This window comes from Rhodovulum marinum (genome assembly GCF_004343075.1).
Lineage (GTDB): Bacteria > Pseudomonadota > Alphaproteobacteria > Rhodobacterales > Rhodobacteraceae > Rhodovulum > Rhodovulum marinum.
Genome location: NZ_SLXP01000009.1, coordinates 141,423 through 161,789, shown reverse-complemented (window position 1 = coordinate 161,789; position 20,367 = coordinate 141,423). Strand labels below are relative to the sequence as shown.

Here is a 20,367-nt window from a genome sequence, read left to right as displayed (position 1 = left end):
GCCATCCGGAGCCGCTTCGCCGGCCACACCAGCCGTAGCGCCAAGACCCCTCATGCACTAAGACTGAAACCGGACCACTTCATCGGGGCAGGTCACCGGGCCATGGGGCAGCCCTGGCAGCTAACGTCACGAGATCGCAACCGACCGAAAGAAAGGGCAAAAGATGACCGGCGTCGGACAAGCAGCGCCCATAACCGCGATCCCCCAGCGGCTGCTTGCCCGGACCGGCATCGGCTTCGGTCTGCTCGGGTTGGCGGCAACGCTGCTGCCCCGCGTCGCCTGGATCGGAGAGGCGGCCGACATGGCCGTGCTTCTGGCGCTTTGGGGGGCGTTGGGCCTCGGCTTCGCGCGGCTTGCGCGTCCAATCCCGGAATGGCGTGCCTTCTCTGCCTTCTTCGCGGCGCTCTGCCTTGCCGGAACGGGTGCGGGTCTTGCCGGGCCGCTGAGGCTAAGCGAGCTGATCGTGCTGATCGTGCTGGGCCTCTTGGCGCAGGGTATCCTGTCGGTGCTCTTCGGGCTTCACATAAGCCCGCGGTATCGCGGCTGGCAGAGTGCGGTGGCCAGCGGCCTGTGCGCCCTCGGCGCCGGACTGTTCATGATCGCCGGCTGGCCAGACCGGTCCGCGCGACTTGTCGGGCTGCTTCTCGGCGTGACCTTCCTGACGACGGCTCTGTCGCTGGTGCGCCTGTCCCGTTCCCGCTGATCCTTTTCTGGCTCCAGGTCCGCCGCGGAACCTTACAAATCCGTATGGGCCCGGCCAGCCGCAGACAGGGTTGACGATACACCCTGTGTCCATCGGGCGCACCGGCCCTGCCAGCGTACCGATCGATGAAATCCTGCCTTACCGCAGATCGAAAGGATCGAAACCATGCAAACCAAACTTGTCCCTCTCACCCTCGTGGCCCTGATCTCGGCCAGCAGCGCCGCGCTTGCCGAGCATTCCATCGGCTATGTCCAGTCGGTCGACCAGGGGTCGAACACGCTGACCCTGTCCGATGGCAGCAGTTACACCTTCAACCGGAACAACACCCAAAGTCCGCTGTCCGGCCTGACCCACGGCGACACCGTCGATGTCCTCTGGCAGCATGTCGGAGGCGGCCGCGAAGGCCGGGCGATCAGCCCGGTCTCGGGGCTCCAGGCGGTCGGCACGCTCCAAAGCGCCGACCCGGCCGGCAACAGCGTGACGCTGACCGACGGGCGCATGTTCCACTTCCCGGACTCGACCGACACGAACACGGTCCTGGCCTCGCTGAAACCCGGTGATGTGGTCCATATCGCCTTCCATGACGGATCGGGCCGGCTTCTGGGCGACTCGATCGGCACCACCGGGGCGGATCACGCGACGGGCACCATCGCTTCGGTCACGAACGACACGGTGACGCTGTCGGACGGCTCCAGCTACAGCTTCGCCGATACCCACGGCGCGCACGACAAGCTTGCCGATTTCAAGGCGGGCGACCGTGTCGATATCCTCTGGGTGCAGTCGGGCGACAGCCGGACCGGCGCCTCGATCAGCCCGGCAAATGGGTAACACAGCCTCCCCGGCGCCCCACGGCGCCGGGGGCTCTTGCGCGGGGGACGTCATGGACAGCACGCAACCGAAATACGAAAACTCCGTACCTTGGTTCTTCGTCGCGGATCGACCGGTCGCTGCGTGGTCGCGTCAGCCATGCATGGAAGCCGCTTCGTGACACACCGCCACATGGAACGGTGCGATGTATTGGCACTGCGGTCCAAGGCTGCCCTGCGATGGCCCTTTCAATCGTGGACACGCATCCCGACGGTCCGATCGGCCAGGCGATGCAACAGCAATTCGATGACGAAAGAGAGAACGGCGAACCCTGCGATCCAAAGAAGCAGCAGGGGGGATGTTTTCGCGATGTGATACATTCCAAGGACAATGGTGCCCGCATTCGCCACGATCGCCAGGACGATCACCGGTGGTATCGCCCCGGTTTCGCGCAGCAGTCGCAGGTGGCCGATATGGACCGTCAGGTGGATGATCAGCATCGACAGCGCCCCGATCGCGGCGATTTGCGACAGATCGAAAAAGATCGCCAGCAGGATGATGAGGCCTGAACTGACCACCAGCCCTTCCTTGCTGTGCCCGATGGGCTTGCCAAAGGCGCGGGGCAACTCGCCGAGGGTGGCCAGCCTGTAGGTGACATTGGTGACAGAATAGAGGCTTGCGTTGATGGCGGATGCCGTCGCGAACAGGGCTGCGATGGCAACGACCTGGAACCCCAACTTGCCGAGGATGGGGCGGGCCGCCTCGGCAAGGGCGAAATCCTGCGCGGCGACCACCCGGTCGGGGGGCAGGTTCCCGAAAACACTTACGGCGACGGTAATGTAGACCACCATGACCAGAAGGATCGCCGTCATGATCGCGCGCGGTAGCGTGCGGGCGGGGTCGCGCATGTCCTCTGCCGCGTTGGTCACGATGCGGAACCCCTCATAGGCAAAGAAGGTGACGGCGACACTGTAAAAGATCATCGAGACGGGCGGATAGGTGCTGGGTGACAGGTATTCTGGTGATATGAACAACATCCCGATGGTGGCAAAGGCGATCAGAACAGCCATCTTCACCAGGACGACCAGATTCTCGACCCGGGCCATCGCGCGCGCGCCTTCCAGATTGACCAGCATGAAGACCAGGACGATGGCCACGGAAAACACCTCGACCAGCCAGCCAGGTGCCCCCTGCGGCAGCAGGGCATGGGCATAAGATCCGAAGGTCCGCGCGACCAGCGACACGGCGACGAGCGAACCGATATACATCATCACGCTCATCGTGCCGGAAAACCGCCCCACGCCGAACGCCTGCACCAGATATTCGACGACTCCGCCCGCCGAGGGGTAGCGCGCCCCGAGACGGCCGATCGAGTATCCGCTCAACAGCGCGACCGCCCCTCCGAAGAGGAAGGAAATCCAGACGGCACTTCCGGCGATCGTTCCCGCCTGTCCGAGCAGCGCGAAAATCCCGGCACCGACCATCGCCCCGATGCCCATCGAGACCGCCGACCAGAAGGAAACGTCCTTACCCGGCTTATGCATGTTGACCGACCCTGACCATGAAAAGGAGCCTATTCAAGCCTGTTTTGCCACGGCAACCGCATCCTGATCGATATCTCGCCATGAGAAGTGATGATGCGTTGGAAGCCCCGTCTCGGGGTTCGTTCTAGCGACGTCTTGGTCGCGTGATTGTCTTGCCATCCGATGCCCGGCGTGTCCTCCTCGACGTTTCCGATCCGGCCGAAAACGAGAACCGAGAATTTCCGCTCGACGAAGGTTAAGCCCGCAAAAAGTTCCCTGACGGCGGAATGGATAAAGCATCGTCCAGGTATCTGTTCCGACGTTTCCGTCGATGTCTTGGGCCATTGCGCGGCGGCAGTCAGCACGCCATTGAAAATACGGGGAAAGGGGGCAAAGGTCTGTCTATGAACGGCCAAGGAGGGTCCGGTGACAGTCAAAGGCGCCTCTGTTTTCCGCCTCTCCCATGTGCTGTCATACCCCGCGGTTCGCGCTGGCCTGTCGCTGGCGATCGTCGCGGTCTCTCTGGCGGTGCTTCATCACCTTGCCAAAGAGGTCAGCTGGTCCGAGATCCGTGCCGACCTTGCTGCGACCTCGCCCAAGGTGTTGGCCCTGGCCTTGGCCAGCACCTTGATAAGCTATGTCGGGATCGCGCTTTACGATGTAATTGCGTTGCGCACCGTTGCGCCGGGCCGGGTTCCGACCCTTGTCGCAGCCACTACCGGGGCCAGCGGCTATGCAATCTCGAACATGCTGGGATTTTCCTATCTCACCGGCATCGTTCTGCGTTTCCGAATTTACGGGGCGCGGGGGCTTGATGTCGGGCCGATCTCCCTGGTGTTCCTGATCGCCTGGGGCGGTTTCTGGCTGGGGCTGGCGGTGTTCGTCGGCGGTCTCATGGCGTTTCTGCCTACCGGTCTGCCGCAGGTCCTGCCCTTTGATCGGGGGGGCGAAATAGCCATCGGGTGGGGACTCCTGGGGGTGTCGGCACTGATCGTTGTCCTGCTCCACTGGCGGCATGGCGAGAGAGTGCTATTCGGTGTTCCGGTGCGTCTGCCGTCGCCGGGGCAAGCGATTGCGTTGGCTGGCGCGGCAATCATCGATATGTCAGGCGCAACCCTGGCGCTCTACCTGCTGATCCCGGCCGATCTGGTCCCGAGCTATCCCGTGCTGGTCATGATCTTCATCACCGCCACGACCTTGGGGGTCATCAGCCATGCGCCGGGGGGGATCGGTGTGTTCGAGGCAACGATGATCGCGGGCCTGGGCGCGGCCGGGCGCCCCGACATGCTGGCCGCGCTTCTGCTTTACCGGGTGATCTATTTTGCCGTGCCCTTCATCCTCGCCATCGCGGCGCTGTCGGCGATCTGGCTGACGAAGAAAAGACACGGTATCGGGTTCGCCGCCGACTGGACGGGGCGCCTCGCCAAGCCGCTGGTTCCGCTGGCAGCGGCCGGGCTGTCCCTTGCCGCGGGTCTTGTCCTGCTGATTTCGGGCAACCTCCCGTCAGAGAACAGCCGGATGGAACTGTTGCGCGACCTGTTGCCCTTGCCGCTGATCGAGGCATCTCACCTTATTGCCAGCGTGACGGGTGTGTTCCTGATCGTCTTGGCCCGCGCGCTCTATCGGCGGCTCTACAGCGCATGGCTGGCGGCCCTGATGCTCTTGGGGGTCGGGATGGTCGCGAGCCTGGTCAAGGGCCTGGCGTGGCAGGAATCGCTGGTGATCCTGGCCACCGCGATCCTGCTGATCGGGTTTCGCGCGGCCTTTTACCGGGTCAAGGGCGCGGCCATTCTGCGTTTGAACCTGGGATGGTTTCTGAGTGTCGCGGCGCTGGTCGGGGCCGTCACCTGGATTGGCCTGTTCGCGTTCAAGCATGTCGAATACCGCCAAGACTTGTGGTGGCAATTCGCCTGGGAGGGCGATGCATCGCGCTACCTGCGCGCGAGCCTGGCCGTTGCCGTGGTCCTCGCGGGCACGGCGTGGCATTCCGTTTTATCCGGCCGAGGGCGCTCTCATCTGCCCGAGCCGATCCCGGACGCGGTTCGGGGGCTGCTGCTTGACAGTCCTGACAGCGAGGCCAACCTGGCGCTGTTGGGCGACAAATCCTTCCTGATCAACGAGAACGAAAGCGCCTTTCTGGCCTTCGCAGATACCGGTAAGGCCCTGGTGACCAAGGGCGAGCCGGTTGGCGACGAAACAGCCGGCGCCGACCTTCTTTGGCGGTTCCGCGAGATGGCCGACCGCGAGGGCAAGCGCTGCGTCTTTTACGCGGTCGGAGACCGCTATCTTGAAACCTATCTCGAGATGGGCCTGAGCGTGCTCAAGATCGGCGAGGTCGCGCGCGTCGACCTGACGGGGTTCAGCCTGGACACACCGCAGATGCGGAACTTTCGCCAGGCGCGCAACCGCGCCATGCGCGAGGGCTATGAGTTCGCCCTTGTGCCCGCGTCCGAACTGGAGCCGCTGCTGCCCGATTTGCGCGCGGTGTCCGATGCCTGGCTTGCCCACAAACAGGGCGAAGAGAAAAGCTTTGCCATGGGCGCGTTCCTGCCGGACTACCTGCGGAATTTCGACCACGCGGTGCTGCGTGCGGCGGGGACGGGGCGCATCGTGGCCTTTGCGAACCTGATGCGCGGCGACGGGGTCGAGCTGTCGGTCGACCTGATGCGGTATGACTCGGATGGACTCAAGGTCGCCATGGACGCGTTGTTCGCGGAAATCATGCTGTGGGGCGCGGCGCAGGATTTTCGGTGGTTCAGCCTGGGCGCCGCCCCTCTCGCAGGGGTCGAAGCCCGCCCGTTGGCCTCGGTCTGGCACCGATTGGCCGGCTTTGCCTATGCGCATGGCGAAAGAATTTACCATTTCGAGGGCTTGCGGGCCTTCAAGCAGAAATTCAATCCGGTCTGGACGCCGAACTATCTGGCGTGCTCCGGCAGTTGGGGCGTGCCGCAGGCGCTGTATGAGGTCAACACGCTGGTCTCGGGCGGCGTCAGCGGTCTGATGCGCACCGAGCGCCATCGGTGAAGGGGGAAGGCGTGACCGGATGCGGGGGTCGCTGATGTCTGACGTCAGCGCCTCCCGGAGGGAGTTAGGGGCTTGAGTAACGGAGGCTCCCTGGTTCAATGCCCACGAAGCGATAGAGCTTGCTTTCGGCTGTCCGCAGCTCGGCGATGTCGATGTGAAAGAAGCCGATCCGGTAGTGCTTGAACTTCTGTCTCTTGGGCTTGTCGCCGTCCAATTCCGGCAGCCGCGAGATACCATGTCGCTGCAGACAGCGATGCAAGGAAGACCGCGTGAGGTGCCGCAAGTCCGCTTCCCGCCCGACCGTCTGCCCTTTCCCTGTCTTTGCACGCCAGAAACCTACGCCCCTTGAAGAGCTGTTGAGCCCAGCCGGTTTCCGGTTTTCTCGATGGAGCCGATCCAGGGCCGCCCGTCTGCGCCCACTCACGGAGCGCGGACAACATGGCAGAGGCAGCACAGAAACCTGAGGCGAGGGCCCGCGGCGCGCGGATGCTGCGCACGGCGCTCGGGCCCGACATCGCCGGGTTTCTGGAAGACCCGATGACCGTCGAGGTCATGCTCAATCCCGACGGGCGGCCCTGGATCGACCGGCTGTCCGAGGGGCTCTCCGATACCGGGGCCACGTTGTCCTTCGCCGATGGCGAGCGGAACGTGCGGCTCGTCGCCCATCACATCGGGGCCGAGTTGCAGATCGCGCCGGTCGGCCGCCCAGATCCTGGAAGAAATCGTGGTATCTCTTGTGCGCGCGCTGGATGCGCGCATGGCAAAACCGCATTAAGGTCGGGCCCAGCCATCAAAAGGGCCGGGATCAGGCGGGACATTCGACGGCAATGTTGCGGGCCCGAAGGGCCGTTATCAAACCGCCCGGCACGTTGCGTGATTTCAGGCCTGCGCGCAGTGCGTCCTTGATCAGGGCATCTTTGGCGGTGACGATGTCCGGGATGACGCGCTGTCCCGTCGCCGCGTCGTAAACGAACTGGCGGCCCCCCAGATCGTGGTGCGCAGAGCGGCAAACGGCGTCGGGCCGCCATGGGGCCGAACCTTCCTCGTGCCGCGACGCCGCAGGCGCGGTAAGAACGTGGATAGTGCGCCGCCTTCCCTCTTGCCCCGGAGAAGAAGGGTGGGAGTTCCGCTGGCGAAGGTGACCGAGCGGCATCGCTGCTGTTGCGTGCGTCTTACAGCGGCAAAGTCCGGGCGATTATGGGCCGGGGCCGCGCCGGAAAAGGGAAGGCCGCGCGCCGGATCACGTTTCGACTGGATCGATGATATCGCTGGATATACCTTGATCGCGGTCTAGAAACACCGCCGCGCGATCGGTGTCGGGAATGCAGGACCGATCGGACACGTGGTGGGAGCCGGAAGCCGACATGCACAGATTTCCCCTTGTCCTGTCCCTCTGTCTGCTGGCCGTTGGGTTGGCGTTGCCTGTCGCGGGGCAGGACCGGCCCGATATCGCTGCCTTGCAGAAGGGGCTTTTCTCCGAGGAACCCGCGACCCGCGAGGCCGCCGAGTCCCAACTTCGCGAACTGGCAGATGCGGGTAATGCGGAAGCCGCGGGCATCCTTTCGCGTGACTACTACAAGCGCGGGGACCAGAAGGCCGCAATGGGAATCCTGGGCGCCGCAGCGGCCGCGGGCGATATCCCGTCGATCCAGCGCCTGACCTGGTTGTTGCGTCAGGCCGGGGCCGATGAGGCCGAAATCGTGGCGGCCCTGCGCATGGGATGGGAGGCGGGCGATGTCGTTTCCGGCATCAGCTATGCCCGAGGCCTGCTGCGCGTGGGTGGTCCTGACAACACCCGCGACGCGCGCGAGGTGTTCGAGGCGGCCTCTGTTATGCCCGGTTTCACCGCTTGGTCCGACCTTGCCAAGATGCGCAAGACCGGCGCAGGCGGCGCGGTCGACCCCGAAGGTGCCTTCGTCGCCACCCGGAAGTCGGCCGAGGCGGGCAATTTCTGGTCGGCGCTGCACCTGGCGCGGATGCTGCTGAACGGTGAGGGTACCGCGCCCGATCCGGCGGCGGCATTGGGTTATTTCAAGACCGCCATGGAGGGTGAGGCCGAGGCGGCAGCCACGGCGCGCCGCGACCTGGCCGCCGCCCACCTGTACAGGAAATTCGGTCCACTCTCCGATCCCGATGCCGGTCTGGACCTTGCGGCCGAGGGTGTCGCCGAGGGTGATCTGCGCATGGTTCGCATCGCGGTGACAATGCCCGATCAGGCCGGTGCCGCCAGGCGCAAGGCCGAACGCCTGCGCAAGACGGCACTGGAGATCGCGCGCGAGGCTGCCGCGGGCGGCGACGAGACCGCGGCGCGCAGCCTGTTCGATTACTGGCACCGGCTGGCAATCCGGTCGCCGGATGCCGCCCGCCGTGAGGCCGAGATCGTCGAGGCATATGGCGGCCTGCTGGACCGCCCGCGGCTGGTGCGCCATGAGCTTCTCAAGGCTGCGCCGCAGCTTTGGGGGCAGGCGGCGCGCGCCGAGGCCGTCGCGACCCTCGAAACGCTGGAGGGCAAGGATTATACCGCCGCCCTGCTGGATTTACGCCAGTACCGGGCGCTTTACATCCAGGCTCTTCAGTCGCGCCTGGCCGAGGCCGGGTTCGACCCCGGCACGGTGGACGGTCTTTTCGGGCCGCGTACCCGTCGGGCGATCGAAGTCTTCTGCAAGGCTTATGATGTCGAGCCCGAGTGCCGGCACGGGCCGCTGTCATGGCAGCTGGGGAAGGTCGTCGGAAACCTGCTGGGCCCCGGGGCCGACCCGGCGAAGCCCTGATCCCGGGCGCACCAGCCAGGCATGGCTTTCCGTGTCCATCCGCCCCACGAGTGCGGCGTGGAAATCCTCGGGCAGGTCCGGGTCCGGCGCGCATCAGGCCTTGGCGAAAAAGCGTTCGTGCACCGGTTTGCTGTCGGCCAGCGTGCCGTCGATATCCCAAAGCACCGCGCGCAAAGGCACCAACGCCACTTGTACCCGGCGAGTCATCTCATGCCTCGACCGCCTGGATCTTGAGGCTGCCGGACAGGCGCGCGCCGGCCAGAACCTTGGCCACCTCGTCGAGCGGCAGGCGGTGTGAGATCAGCCGTTCGATCCCGGGGCCATAGGCGCGGATCGCCGCCAGCGCTTCGGGGATGTTGTGGTTCAGCGAATGCGAGCCGGCCAGCGTGATCTGCCGCCGGAACAGTTCGAACGGAGCGATCTCGATCCGTGCCACGGATGGGCAGACACCGAAGAACAGCCCCGTGCCGCCATTTGCGACGTGATCGGTCAATGTGGCGGCCACCGCCGGATTGCCGGTTGCATCGACGGCCAGGTCGACGGCGTGGCGCATACCGCGCAGTGCTGCACCACCTGCCGCGATGGGGGCAAAGCCGAAGCTTTCGGCCAGCGCCAGCCGCGTTTCGTCCGGGTCGACCAGAGAGATATCCCTGACGCCCAGCGTTGCCAGCGCGATCGCCATCAGCAGGCCGATCGGCCCCGCCCCGAAGATCAAAGCGCTTTCGGCCGTTTCGCCGCGGGCCGCGGCGACCCCGTTCAGCACGCAACCCATCGGTTCGGCCAGGGCCGCGACATGGAATGGCAGATCGCCGATGGCATGCACACGGTCGGCCCGGACCGTGCTGAACTGGGCAAAGCCGCCATTCACGGTGACCCCGTAGGCGCCCAGGTTTTCGCACAGATGCGCCCAGCCGCGGCGGCAGGCCCGGCAGTGCCCGCATTCGAGATTGGGGTCCACCACGACGCGGTCGCCTACGGAAAACCCGGTGACGCCCGGCCCGACCTCGGCCACCTCGCCCGCGTATTCGTGCCCCGGCACCAGCGGAAAGGCGGAACTGCCATAATTGCCATGCAGGACCTCGATATCGGTGTGGCAGATGCCGCTTGCGCGCATTGCGATAACGACCTCGCCCGCTTTGGGGCGGGGGTCGGGCAGTTCGGTCAGATCGACCCGGCCACGTGCCGGGTAGAGGATCGCCTTCATCCGGGGGCACGGCCCAGATAGGTGCGCAGGGTGGTTTCCAGCCCCTCGGCCCAGATCATCGTCAGCCAACGCTCGAAGGCGGCGGCAAAGCGGGGTGCATCCTTCAGCTCCCCGTAAAGCTGCGATTGTTCCAGCCACGCCCGCGGGCGGTCGCGGGCCGCCTTGGCCGCGACCGAAAGTTCGTCCCAGAACGGATCATTGGGTGCGATGGCGGTGCCGTCCTCGCGGGTGCCTTCGCACATCCGTGCCCAGATCGCCTCGACCAGCGTCAGCCCCTCGACCGGCGTGTCCTTGGCCAGCCCGTCGCGCAGGATCGGCAACACGAACCCGGTGTGCCGGGATGACCCGTCGAAGGCCACGCGGCGGGTGGTGTCGACGATCGCCGGGTTCGAGAACCGTTTGTGGATCAGGTCGACATAGGCCTCGGGCGTCATGCCCGGCACGGGGTGGACATGGGGCGCGATCTCTTCGCGCTCGACCTTGTCGAACAGCGCGCCGATCCGCGGATGCGCCATGCAGCCCGAGATCGTCTCGACCGAAAGAACCTCGCCGGGGTTGGCGATGACCTGGTGCCCCGCGTTCAGGATGCGGATCTTCATCGTCTCGTAATCATGCACCCGGTCCGAGAAGGTGGCCCCGGCGCGGTCCCAGTCGGGCCGCCCGGCGCAAAAATCATCCTCGATCACCCATTGGCGGAAATTCTCATGGGTAACGGGCACCTGGTCGTCGATGCCGAATTCGGCCGCCAGCGCCAGTTCCTTGGGCCCCGTTGCGGGCACGATGCAGTCGACCATCGAATTGGGAAAGGTGCAGTTGGCGTCGATCCAGTCGGCAAGGTCGGGGTCAGACAACCGGGCGAGCGAGACCACCGTCTGCCGCAGGATTGCGCCATTGCCCTGCAGGTTGTCGCAGGATTGCCCGGTGAACGGGCCGACGCCCCGATCGCGGCGCAGTTTCAGCGCCGCGACCATGGCGCCGAAGGCGGTGCGCGGGCTGTCCGGGTTCGCGGCGTCGTGGCGGATATCCGGGTGTGTCGCGTCGAACCCCTTGGTGACCGGGTCGATATAATAGCCGCCCTCGGTCACGGTCAGCGCGACGATGCGGATTGCCGGGTCGGCCATCTGTGCGATCAGCGGCCCGTTGCTGTCCTCGATGGGGACATAACCGATCATCGAGCCGACCACCTCGGCCGATTTCCCCGACGGGTCCAGTTCGATCAGCGTGGTCAGGCAATCCTGCGCCAGCAGTTTCTCGCGCTGTGTCTTGTCATATGGCCTGACGCCGGCCCCCAGGATCGCCCAGTCATGGGCAAGGCCCTGTTCCATCAGCCGGTGCAGATACCAGGACTGGTGCGCCCGGTGAAAATTGCCCAGCCCGATATGGACGATGCCCGGCGTCAGCGCCGAGCGGTCATAGGTCGGGCGCTTGATGCTGTCGGGCAACGCGCCCAATGTGGCGTTCGAAAGGCGCATCAGCTCATCCAGTTCCCGCCGTCCACGTTCAGGGTCTGCGCGGTGATGTAGCGCGCGTCGTCAGACGCCAGGAACACCGCCGGGTCGGCGATCTCCTCCGGGCTGCCCATGTGTCCGAGCGGCACCGCCTCGCCCACCAGGCGCTTTTTCTCGCCCTTGGGCCGGTTCTCGTATTTCGCGAAAAGCCCGTCCACGACCTCCCACATCGGCGTGTCGATCACGCCCGGCGCGATGGCGTTCACGCGGATGCCGTCCTTTGCCAGCTCCAGCGCCAGCGATTGCGTGACCGAGATCACAGCGGCCTTGGTCGAGCAATAAATGGTGATATTGGGCTCGCCCCGGCGCCCGGCCTGCGAGCTGAAGTTTATGATGCAGCCACCGCCCCGACGCCTCATCCCGGGCACCACGGCCTGGGTAGTGAAGATCGTGCCGCCCACGTTCACATCGTATTGGCGGCGGTAGTCCTCGGGGGTGATTTCCCCAAGCGGGGCCATGTTGAAGATGCCCGCGTTGTTCACCAGAATGTCGATCCCGCCCCATGCGTCCTCGACCGCCTTGACCCCCGCGGCGATGGAGGCCCGGTCGGTCACGTCCAGGCCCAGGGCCATCGCGTTCTCGCCCAGCGCGGCGGCGGTGTCCCTGGCGTCTGCCTCCAGCAGGTCCGCCACCGCGACTCTCGCCCCTTCGCGTATATAGGCCGCGCAGATCGCCTGGCCGATACCGCGCGCGCCGCCGGTGACCAGCGCCACCTTACCCTCAAGCCGTGTCATTCGATGCGGTTTCCCTTTTCGTCAAAGCGATGCATGTGGGCCTCGTCGGGGGTCAGGCAGATGTGGTCGCCGTGATAGAGGTCGACATCGCCGCCCGCGCGCACGGTGAGCGGCTCGTCCCGGCTGGGCATGTGGATATGAAAGAACGTGTCCGAGCCGAGATGTTCCGATACGCCCACCGTGCCCCGCCAGATGCAGGTGTCGTCATCGGACACCTTGATGTGCTCGGGGCGAATGCCGATGGTGTGGGCGCCACGCTTCTCGGCCTCGGGGCCGGTTATCAGGTTCATCTTCGGGCTGCCGATGAACCCCGCGACGAACAGGTTGCGGGGTTGGCGATACAGCTCCAGCGGGCTGCCCACCTGTTCTATCCGGCCGGCGTTCAGCACCACGATCTTGTCGGCCATGGTCATCGCTTCGACCTGGTCGTGGGTGACGTAGATCATCGTGGTCTTGAGCCGCTCGTGCAGTTCGCTGATCTCAAGCCGCATGCCGACCCGCAGCGCCGCATCGAGGTTCGATAGTGGCTCGTCGAACAGGAAGGCCGCGGGTTCGCGCACGATGGCCCGTCCGATGGCGACGCGTTGGCGCTGTCCGCCCGACAATTGGCCCGGGCGGCGATCCAGGTAGTCGGTCAGGTTCAGCACGCGGGCGGCGTCGTCGACGCGGCGGTCCTGCTCGGCCTTGTCCATGCCTGCCATCCGCAGCGGGAAGGCGATGTTCTTGCGCACCGACATGTGCGGATACAGCGCGTAGGACTGGAACACCATCGCAAGGCCGCGTTTCGCCGGTGGCACGTCGGTGGCGTCCTTCCCGTCGATGCGGATTTCCCCGCCCGAGACATCCTCCAGCCCCGCGATCAGCCGCAGCAGCGTGGATTTCCCACAGCCCGAGGGGCCGACGAACACGACGAACTCGCCGTCCTCGATGGTCAGGTCCAGAGGCGGAATGACCTCTATCGCCCCGAAGCTTTTCCTTACCTTGTCAAGCGTGATCCGGCCCATCTGTCCCCCCTTATTTCACCGCACCGAAGGTCAGGCCGCGGACCAGCTGTTTCTGGCTGAACCACCCCATGATCAGGATCGGCGCGATGGCCATGACGCTGGCCGCGCTGAGTTTCGCGTAGAACAGCCCCTCGGGGCTGGAATAGCTGGCGATGAAGGCCGTCAGCGGTGCTGCCTTGGACGCGGTCAGGTTCAGTGTCCAGAACGCCTCGTTCCAGGCGAGGATCACGTTCAACAGAACCGTGGACGCCATGCCCGGGATCGCCATCGGCGTGAGGACATACAGCACCTCTTCGCGCAGGGATGCCCCGTCCATCCGCGCGGCCTCCAGGATCTCGCCCGGGATCTCGCGGAAATAGGTGTAAAGCATCCAGATGATGATCGGCAGGTTGATCAGCATCAGCACGATTACCAACCCGAAACGTGTGTCGAGCAGGCCGATATTGATGAACAGCAGATAGATCGGCACCAGCACGCCGACGGGCGGCAGCATCTTGGTCGACAGCATCCACATCAGCACGTCCTTGGTCCGCTTGCCGGGCACGAAGGCCATCGCCCAGGCCGCCGGAACCGCGATCACAAGGCCCAGCAATGTCGAGCCAAACGCGATGATCACCGAGTTCCAGAAATGCTTGAAGTAATCCGACCGTTCCTGCACCGCGCCATAGCTTTCGAACGTCCAGCCCGAGGTCAGCACCTGCCAGGGCGCGCGGATGGCGTCGACCTCGGTTTTCAGTGACAGGACCACGATCCAGAGGATCGGGAAGAACATCAGGAAGGCCAGCGCTCCGGCGATTGCCGTGGTCAGGGCCTTGCGCGAGGCGGTGACTGCACGTGCCATCGTTACCTCCCTAAGCGTCCAGGTTCTTGCCGATCATCCGCATCAGGAAGATCGCCACGATATTGGCCAGGATGATCGCGATCACGCCCCCCGCGCTGCCCATGCCCACGTCATATTGCAAAAGCGACGAGACGTAGATCAGATAGGTCAGGTTGGTGGTCGCGGTGCCCGGTCCGCCATTGGTGGTGACCAGGATTTCCGCGAAGATCGACAACAGGAAGATCGTCTGGATCAGGATCACCACGGTGATCGCGCGCGCCAGGTGCGGCAGCATGATGAACCAGAACCGGCTGAGCCAACCCGCCCCGTCCATCTCGGCCGCCTCGAGCTGTTCCTGGTCCAGCGATTGCAGCGCCGTCAGCAGGATCAGCGTGGCGAAGGGCAGCCATTGCCAGCTGACGATTCCGATGATCGACAACAAGGGGATCTGGCTGAAGAAGTCGATGGGCTGCATGCCGATCGCCTGCGCGAGATGCCCGAAGATCCCGTTCACTGGATTCATGAACATGTTCTTCCAGACCAGTCCCGACACGGTCGGCATCACGAAGAAGGGTGCGATGACCATGATGCGGATCACGCCTTGGCCCCACATCGGCTGATCCAGCAGCAGGGCGAACAGGATGCCGCCGATCACCGTTATCAGCAGGACGCCCCCCACCAGAAGAAGGGTGTTGACCATGGCCGCGCTGAAGCTGGGGTCGGTCACGAACCACTTGTAGTTTTCCCAGCCCACGAACGGGTTGTCGCCCGGCATGAGCAGGTTGTAGCGCAGGAACGAGAAATAGACCGTCATGCTGAGCGGAACGATCATCCATCCCAGAAGCAGCAGGACCGCGGGAGAGATCATCAACCGGGCAGCAGCGCGTGAGGCTTTGGTGGCCATGCGGGTCCTCCGGGAAGGCGCTCGGGACAGCATTGACGCAAAAGCCCGGCGTTTCGGGCCCTTGCGACAAGTCTTTCGGACCGGTCGGAAAGGGGGCGGCGGGCCGGCGATCAGGTGCCGGCCCGCCCCGTTCCCCGGTTACTTGATGTAACCGGCCTTCGTCATCTCGCGCACGGCGAAGTTCTGGCTGTTGGCCAGCGCCTGGTCGACTGTCTGCTGACCGGCGAGCGCCGCGGCGATCTGCTGGCCCACATAGTTGCCGATGCCCTGGAACTCGGGGATCGCGACGAACTGGATGCCGGTATAGGGCACCGGGTCCTTGGTTGGGTCGGCCGGGTTGGCGGCAAGGATCGAGGTTTCGACCGTCTTGGCGAAGGGCGCGGCCTCGATGTAGGCAGTGTTCTCATAGGTCGACTTGCGCGTGCCCGGAGGTGCGGCGACCCAGCCCTCGGTCTCGCCGACCAACGTCACGTATTCCTTGGACGTCGCCCAGGCCAGGAACTCTTTGGCCGCGTCCACCTTGGTCGAAGAGGACGGCACCGCCAGCGCCCAGGCCCAGAACCAGCCGGTGCCCTTGTCGGTCACCTGCTTGGGCGCCTGGAAGAAGTCGGTCTTGTCCGCCACCGAGCTTTCGTTCGGATTGAAAATATAGCCCGCCGCCGAGGTCGCATCGACCCAGGTTGCGCACTTGCCGTCGGCGAACAACGCCCGGTTCTCGTTATGGCCGTTCGAGGATGCCCCCGGCGGGCCGTAGTTGTTCATCAGGTCGACGTAATAGGTGATGGCCGCCTTCCATTCGGGGCTGTCGATGGTCGGGTTCCATTCCATGTCGAACCAGCGCCCGCCGAAGGCATTCACCATCGGACCGACAAAGGCCATGTTCTCGCCCCAGCCGGCCTTGCCGCGCTGGCAGGTGCCATAGACTCCGTTATCGGGATCGTGCAGCTTGGCCACCATATCCGCGAACTGGTCATAGGTGATCTGCTCGGTCGGCTTTTCCAGGCCCGCCTTTTCGAACAGGTCGGTGCGGTAGAAGGTAAACGAGCTTTCTGCATAGAACGGCACCGCGTACAGGGTGCCGTCGGCTGACAGGCCGTTGCGGACGGGTTCGAAGATGTCCGCGTAGTCATAGGCGTCGCCCAGGTCCTCCAGGCCGTTCAGCCAGCCCTGCTTGCCCCAGATCGGGGCCTCGTAGGCGCCGATGGTGACGATGTCGAACGATCCGCCCTTGGTGGCGATGTCGGTGGTCACGCGCTGGCGCAGGACGTTTTCTTCCAGCACGACCCAGTTCAGCTTGTGGCCGGTGGCCTCTTCCCATTGGGGCGACAACTTCTGCATGATGATCATGTCCGAGTTGTTCACCGTTGCAATGGTCAGTTCCTCGGCCACGGCGGTTCCGCCTGTGACCAAAGCGATCGCGGTTCCCGCAATCAGGGACTTTCCAAGACGCATCCGACTCCTCCCTCTCGTGTTCTGGATGATCTGCCGGGCAGCTAAGGTCGGATGAATGCGCGAGTCAAATGATTTTTTACGCGCGCATACTTTTGGCTTCACGCTGAAAGGCGCAGGACCAGGCGCGCCGGCAGGAATTCCTCGGTCCGGCAGTCAAAGCGCCCGCCGCTTTCGATCAGGTCCAGAAGTCGCTCGACGCCCCGGCTCGAGACGGCGTCATATTCATGGCCCACGGTGGTCAGCGACGGGCAGGTAAAGCGCGAGAACGGGTGATCGTCATGGGCAGCCACCCGCAACGCGCAGCCGCTGCCCCGCCCGACGCGCAGGCCCTTTTCGTAACACGCGGCCAGCACGCCGATTGCCAGGCGGTCGTTGCTGCACAGGATCGTGTCGGTCGGCAGGCTGCGGCTTTCAAGTGCCCGGATCGCGCCCTCATAGCCGATTTCCTCCAGCGCCCAGCCTTCGCCGTCGACGCTGACCAACATCGGCTCCAGGCCCAGCTTCTCCATCGTCTCGAGATACACCTTGCGGCGGCTATAGGCGTTCGGGTTCGACGGGTTCTTCATCTCGAAGAAACAGGGCGGTTCGCCGGTGCGTGTCAGGTATTCGACGCTTTGCGTCACGAAGCTGTAATTGTCTGATCCGACAAAGGCTTCGCCGATTCCAGCCATGTTTCTGTCGAACAGGATCGTGGGCACCTCTTCGCAAAAGCGGGCAAACTGTTCGGGGTCGGACTTGCGGCCCAAAGGCGCCAGAAGCACGCCCGACGGTCGCAGCGACCGCAGCCTGTCCAGCACCTCGTTTTCCAGCGCCTGTTCGCCGTGCGAGCTGAAGATCGTGGCGCGGAATCCCGCCGCGATGCAGCGGCGTTCGATGTTACGGGCGATCTCGGCGAAGGTCGGGTCGGCGAGGTAGGGCACCACGATTCCGACGGTCTTGGTCAATCGCCGGTTCTGGTTCATCGCATAGATGTTCGGGCGATAATCGTAGCGTTCCAGCGCGGTTTCGATCCGCTTGCGCGTCGACGGACGGACGCTGTTCGGATCATTGAAATACTTCGAGACGGTCGGCCGGGAAATGCCGCTGAGGGCAGCGAATTCCTCCATGTTCCTGATCTTCTGGTCGTCCATGTCCCGGTCTCCGGTGGGGGGGCGCCGCACGGCCCGGTGCCCTTGCGGGGCGCCGGGGTGGCCTGTGCCCCATCGCATGATTGCCGCGCCTAACTTTTCGCGCGTAAATAATTTTCTTGACACTATGTGTCCCGGGTGGCACCGGTCAAGGGGTTGCCGCAGCCGTTCTGCCGCGAGCGGATCAGGTGGCATGCCGCCGGGGGAGAGATGCAGAAAATCGTCGTCATCGGCGAGATCCTCGTCGAGATCATGGCCGACTTTCCCGGCGAGGGATTTTCGGAACCCATGGCCCTGACCGGTCCGTTCCCGTCGGGGGCGCCGGCGATCTTTGCCGACCAGGCCGCCCGGCTGGGTCAGCCCGTGGCCATCGTCTCGGGGGTGGGGGTGGACGATTTCGGGCGCTTGAACACCGCGCGGCTGGCGCGCGATGGTGTCGACATCTCGGCGGTGTGGGTCGATCCCGACCGGCCCACGGGTACCGCATTCGTGCGCTACCGCCCCGATGGTGGTCGGGTATTCGTTTTCAACATCCGGCACAGCGCCTGTGGCCGTATCGCGGTGTCGGACGCCGTCCGCGCGGTGCTGGATGGGGCCACGCATATTCATGTCATGGGGTCCTCGCTGTCCAGCGCCGAGTTCATCGCGCTGAACCTGGACACGGCCGAGGCAATCAGGGCGCGGGGCGGCACGGTCTCGTTCGATCCCAACCTGCGGCCCGAAATCCTGGACGCGCCCGGCATGCGTGCGGCGATGGGCCGGATTCTGGCGCTGACCGACCTGTTCCTGCCATCGGGCGAAGAGCTGACCCTGCTGACCCGGTCCCGCGACGCAACGGGCGCAATCAAGGAATTGCTGGCAGGCGGCATCCGCGCCATCGTCCACAAGCGGGGCGCTGCGGGGGCCAGCTATCACGATGCGACAGGCAGTCTGCGCGCCGCCCCCTTCGCGGTTCGGGAAGTCGACCCGACCGGTGCGGGCGACTGTTTCGGCGCCACGTTCACCGCGCTGTGGTTGCGCGGCACACCCCCGCAAGAGGCGTTGGACCTGGCGGCCGCGGCAGGTGCGCTGGCGGTGACCCGGCGCGGCCCGATGGAGGGAGTGTCCGACCTGCCGACGCTGCGGGCCATGCTGGCGCAGCCGCGAAAGGAACTCTGATGCGTCACCCCTTGCTTGACCTTCCCGATGCTTATCGCGCTGGCCACCCCCGGGGCATCACCTCGGTGTGTTCGGCCCATCCACTGGTGATCGAGGCTGCGCTGACGCTCGCCCGCGACCTTCGCCGGCCGGCGTTGATCGAGGCGACCTGCAACCAGGTCAACCAGGACGGTGGCTATACCGGCATGACGCCCGCGGATTTCCGGGCCTTCGTCGAAACCATCGCCGGCAAGGTCGGCTTCGACCCCGCCGGGCTGATCCTCGGCGGCGACCACCTGGGGCCGAACCCGTGGAAGCACCTGCCCGCCGCGCCGGCGATGGACAAGGCCCGGCGGATGATCGCGGCCTTCGCGGCGGCGGGGTTCAGCAAGCTGCATCTCGACACATCGATGGGTTGTCTGGGCGAGCCGGTTGCGCTCTCCGACGAGGTGACCGCCGAGCGCGCCGCGCGGCTGGCCGAGACCGCCGAGGCGAGCGGGGCCGGCCCGCTTAAGCCGGTCTATGTCATCGGAACCGAGGTGCCCGTGCCCGGCGGCGCGGTCGAGGCACTTGACACTCTGCAGATCACGCGCCCCGAGGCGGTGCGGCGCACCCACGACGTGCACCGCGCGGCCTTTGCGGCGCGGGGGCTGGAAAATGCATTCGACCGGGTGATCGCGCTTGTGGTGCAGCCGGGGGTAGAGTTCGGCCATGACGACGTGGTGCATTACGACCCCGCGCGCGCCCGGGACCTGTCCGAAAGCCTGCGCGATTTGCCGGGGCTGGTCTTCGAGGCGCATTCGACCGACTACCAGCACGAGGCGGGCCTGGCGGCGTTGGTGCGCGACGGCTTTGCCATTCTCAAGGTCGGCCCATGGCTGACCTTCGCGCTGCGCGAGGCGCTGTATGGCCTTGACGCAGTGGCGGATGTGCTGGATGGCCACCCGCCCGCCGGGGCGCTTATGGCGACGATGGAACAGGTCATGCAGGATGCGCCGGGGCATTGGGAAAGCCATTATCACGGCGTCCCCGATACGCTTTGGCGCCAACGCCATTTCAGCCTGTCCGACCGCATCCGGTATTACTGGCCGGCGCCGCGGGCGAAGGCCGCCGTCGACGCGTTGCTGGCGCGGCTGGGGGATCGGACGCTGCCCTGGTCCGTCGCTGGCCAGTATCTGCCGGATGCGCTGGCGGAAGGGGGCGAAGGCGATGCGCACGCGGTGTTGACCGGCGCGGTGCGCCGGGTGTTGGAGCGTTACGAGCGCGCGGCGGCCTGAGCGCGAGGCGGAAACGCGGCGGGAACCCGGGTCCAGCGACTGGGCCTTCGGAGATCGGCATCCTTGCGCCGAGGCCATGGCCAACCGCGGCTGCCACAAAGCGGCGCAGGCCTGGTTCGGCGCGGTGCGCAAGGGCCTGACCGGGACCGCGGCGAAGATCGCGCGCCGATTCTGCTGGCCGTGGCCGGACTATTTCTTCGTCGAAAAGCTTTTCCTCGTTAGGGTCTCGACCGCGGGGCTCTTGCGGTTCTGCGCGTAAGGCCGCTTGATGCCGGGAAACGGAGAATGCCGCATGTGCCGCCAAATTCCGACGCCGGTCCCGCTGGACCACGAGGCTACGGTCGCCCGCAAGGGCCGGCGCCAACAGAGGAG

The 20,367-nt window shown here is 65.2% G+C and carries 17 protein-coding genes and 2 pseudogenes; 8 read left to right on the top strand and 11 right to left on the bottom strand.

Going from position 1 to position 20,367, the window contains the following annotated elements:
• Positions 1 to 163: 163 nt before the first annotated feature.
• Together EV662_RS14330 and EV662_RS14325 are read left to right on the top strand one after the other, a co-directional pair.
• Positions 164 to 703: a hypothetical protein gene (locus EV662_RS14330; RefSeq protein WP_132463910.1), complete on the top strand. Its 540-nt coding sequence runs from the start codon at positions 164 to 166 to the stop codon at positions 701 to 703.
• Positions 704 to 868: 165 nt separating this feature from the next.
• Positions 869 to 1,531 (top strand): DUF1344 domain-containing protein, encoded by a 663-nt coding sequence (locus EV662_RS14325; RefSeq protein WP_132463906.1) that lies wholly within the window; start codon positions 869 to 871, stop codon positions 1,529 to 1,531.
• Between the two features lie 227 nt (positions 1,532 to 1,758).
• On the opposite strand, the gene EV662_RS14315 is transcribed toward EV662_RS14325, so the two are convergent.
• Together EV662_RS14315 and EV662_RS14310 are read right to left on the bottom strand one after the other, a co-directional pair.
• Positions 1,759 to 3,054 carry an APC family permease gene (locus EV662_RS14315; RefSeq protein WP_132463900.1) on the bottom strand — a complete coding sequence of 432 codons (1,296 nt, stop codon included), beginning with the start codon at positions 3,052 to 3,054 and terminating at the stop codon, positions 1,759 to 1,761.
• A gap of 29 nt (positions 3,055 to 3,083) precedes the next feature.
• Complete coding sequence (locus tag EV662_RS14310) at positions 3,084 to 3,449, bottom strand: hypothetical protein (protein ID WP_132463897.1); 366 nt, start codon at positions 3,447 to 3,449, stop codon at positions 3,084 to 3,086.
• A 10-nt stretch (positions 3,450 to 3,459) separates the two neighbouring features.
• Between EV662_RS14310 and mprF the strand changes: the two genes are divergently transcribed.
• Complete coding sequence (gene mprF / locus EV662_RS14305) at positions 3,460 to 6,057, top strand: bifunctional lysylphosphatidylglycerol flippase/synthetase MprF (RefSeq protein WP_132463894.1); 2,598 nt, start codon at positions 3,460 to 3,462, stop codon at positions 6,055 to 6,057.
• Between the two features lie 94 nt (positions 6,058 to 6,151).
• Here the strand turns inward: mprF and EV662_RS14300 are convergent.
• A pseudogene (locus EV662_RS14300) lies at positions 6,152 to 6,337 on the bottom strand (IS481 family transposase); the annotation flags it as partial.
• 206 nt (positions 6,338 to 6,543) lie between these two features.
• Here EV662_RS14300 and EV662_RS14295 point away from each other — a divergent pair.
• A pseudogene (locus EV662_RS14295) lies at positions 6,544 to 6,741 on the top strand (P-type conjugative transfer ATPase TrbB); the annotation flags it as partial.
• Positions 6,742 to 7,421: 680 nt separating this feature from the next.
• Entirely contained in the window at positions 7,422 to 8,828 is a 1,407-nt protein-coding gene (locus tag EV662_RS14290) for a peptidoglycan-binding domain-containing protein (RefSeq protein WP_165915601.1), read from the top strand.
• A 208-nt stretch (positions 8,829 to 9,036) separates the two neighbouring features.
• On the opposite strand, the gene EV662_RS14285 is transcribed toward EV662_RS14290, so the two are convergent.
• The 8 genes from EV662_RS14285 to EV662_RS14250 form a co-directional block, all read right to left on the bottom strand.
• Entirely contained in the window at positions 9,037 to 10,032 is a 996-nt protein-coding gene (locus EV662_RS14285; protein ID WP_132463888.1) for a zinc-dependent alcohol dehydrogenase family protein, read from the bottom strand.
• Positions 10,029 to 11,504: a mannitol dehydrogenase family protein gene (locus EV662_RS14280; protein WP_132463885.1), complete on the bottom strand. Its 1,476-nt coding sequence runs from the start codon at positions 11,502 to 11,504 to the stop codon at positions 10,029 to 10,031. The genes EV662_RS14285 and EV662_RS14280 overlap by 4 nt, the downstream gene beginning before the upstream one ends.
• The gene (locus EV662_RS14275) at positions 11,504 to 12,274 is read right to left on the bottom strand and encodes an L-iditol 2-dehydrogenase (protein WP_132463882.1); all 771 of its coding nucleotides are present in this window, start codon (positions 12,272 to 12,274) and stop codon (positions 11,504 to 11,506) included. Before EV662_RS14275 ends, EV662_RS14280 begins: the two co-directional genes overlap by 1 nt.
• Positions 12,271 to 13,278, bottom strand: coding sequence for an ABC transporter ATP-binding protein (locus EV662_RS14270; RefSeq protein ID WP_132463879.1), 1,008 nt, complete (start codon positions 13,276 to 13,278; stop codon positions 12,271 to 12,273). The genes EV662_RS14275 and EV662_RS14270 overlap by 4 nt, the downstream gene beginning before the upstream one ends.
• A gap of 10 nt (positions 13,279 to 13,288) precedes the next feature.
• On the bottom strand, positions 13,289 to 14,119 hold the full coding sequence (locus EV662_RS14265; protein ID WP_132463876.1) for a carbohydrate ABC transporter permease: 831 nt from the start codon (positions 14,117 to 14,119) through the stop codon (positions 13,289 to 13,291).
• A gap of 10 nt (positions 14,120 to 14,129) precedes the next feature.
• Entirely contained in the window at positions 14,130 to 15,002 is an 873-nt protein-coding gene (locus tag EV662_RS14260; protein ID WP_132463873.1) for a carbohydrate ABC transporter permease, read from the bottom strand.
• A gap of 138 nt (positions 15,003 to 15,140) precedes the next feature.
• Positions 15,141 to 16,454: an ABC transporter substrate-binding protein gene (locus tag EV662_RS14255; RefSeq protein WP_132463870.1), complete on the bottom strand. Its 1,314-nt coding sequence runs from the start codon at positions 16,452 to 16,454 to the stop codon at positions 15,141 to 15,143.
• A 98-nt stretch (positions 16,455 to 16,552) separates the two neighbouring features.
• Complete coding sequence (locus EV662_RS14250) at positions 16,553 to 17,584, bottom strand: LacI family DNA-binding transcriptional regulator (protein WP_132463867.1); 1,032 nt, start codon at positions 17,582 to 17,584, stop codon at positions 16,553 to 16,555.
• Between the two features lie 207 nt (positions 17,585 to 17,791).
• Between EV662_RS14250 and EV662_RS14245 the strand changes: the two genes are divergently transcribed.
• From EV662_RS14245 to EV662_RS14235, 3 genes are all read left to right on the top strand, one after another.
• On the top strand, positions 17,792 to 18,739 hold the full coding sequence (locus EV662_RS14245; protein WP_132463864.1) for a sugar kinase: 948 nt from the start codon (positions 17,792 to 17,794) through the stop codon (positions 18,737 to 18,739).
• The gene (locus EV662_RS14240; protein ID WP_132463861.1) at positions 18,739 to 19,995 is read left to right on the top strand and encodes a D-tagatose-bisphosphate aldolase, class II, non-catalytic subunit; all 1,257 of its coding nucleotides are present in this window, start codon (positions 18,739 to 18,741) and stop codon (positions 19,993 to 19,995) included. The genes EV662_RS14245 and EV662_RS14240 overlap by 1 nt, the downstream gene beginning before the upstream one ends.
• A gap of 76 nt (positions 19,996 to 20,071) precedes the next feature.
• Positions 20,072 to 20,254 (top strand): hypothetical protein, encoded by a 183-nt coding sequence (locus tag EV662_RS14235; RefSeq protein WP_132463858.1) that lies wholly within the window; start codon positions 20,072 to 20,074, stop codon positions 20,252 to 20,254.
• Positions 20,255 to 20,367 lie beyond the last annotated feature (113 nt).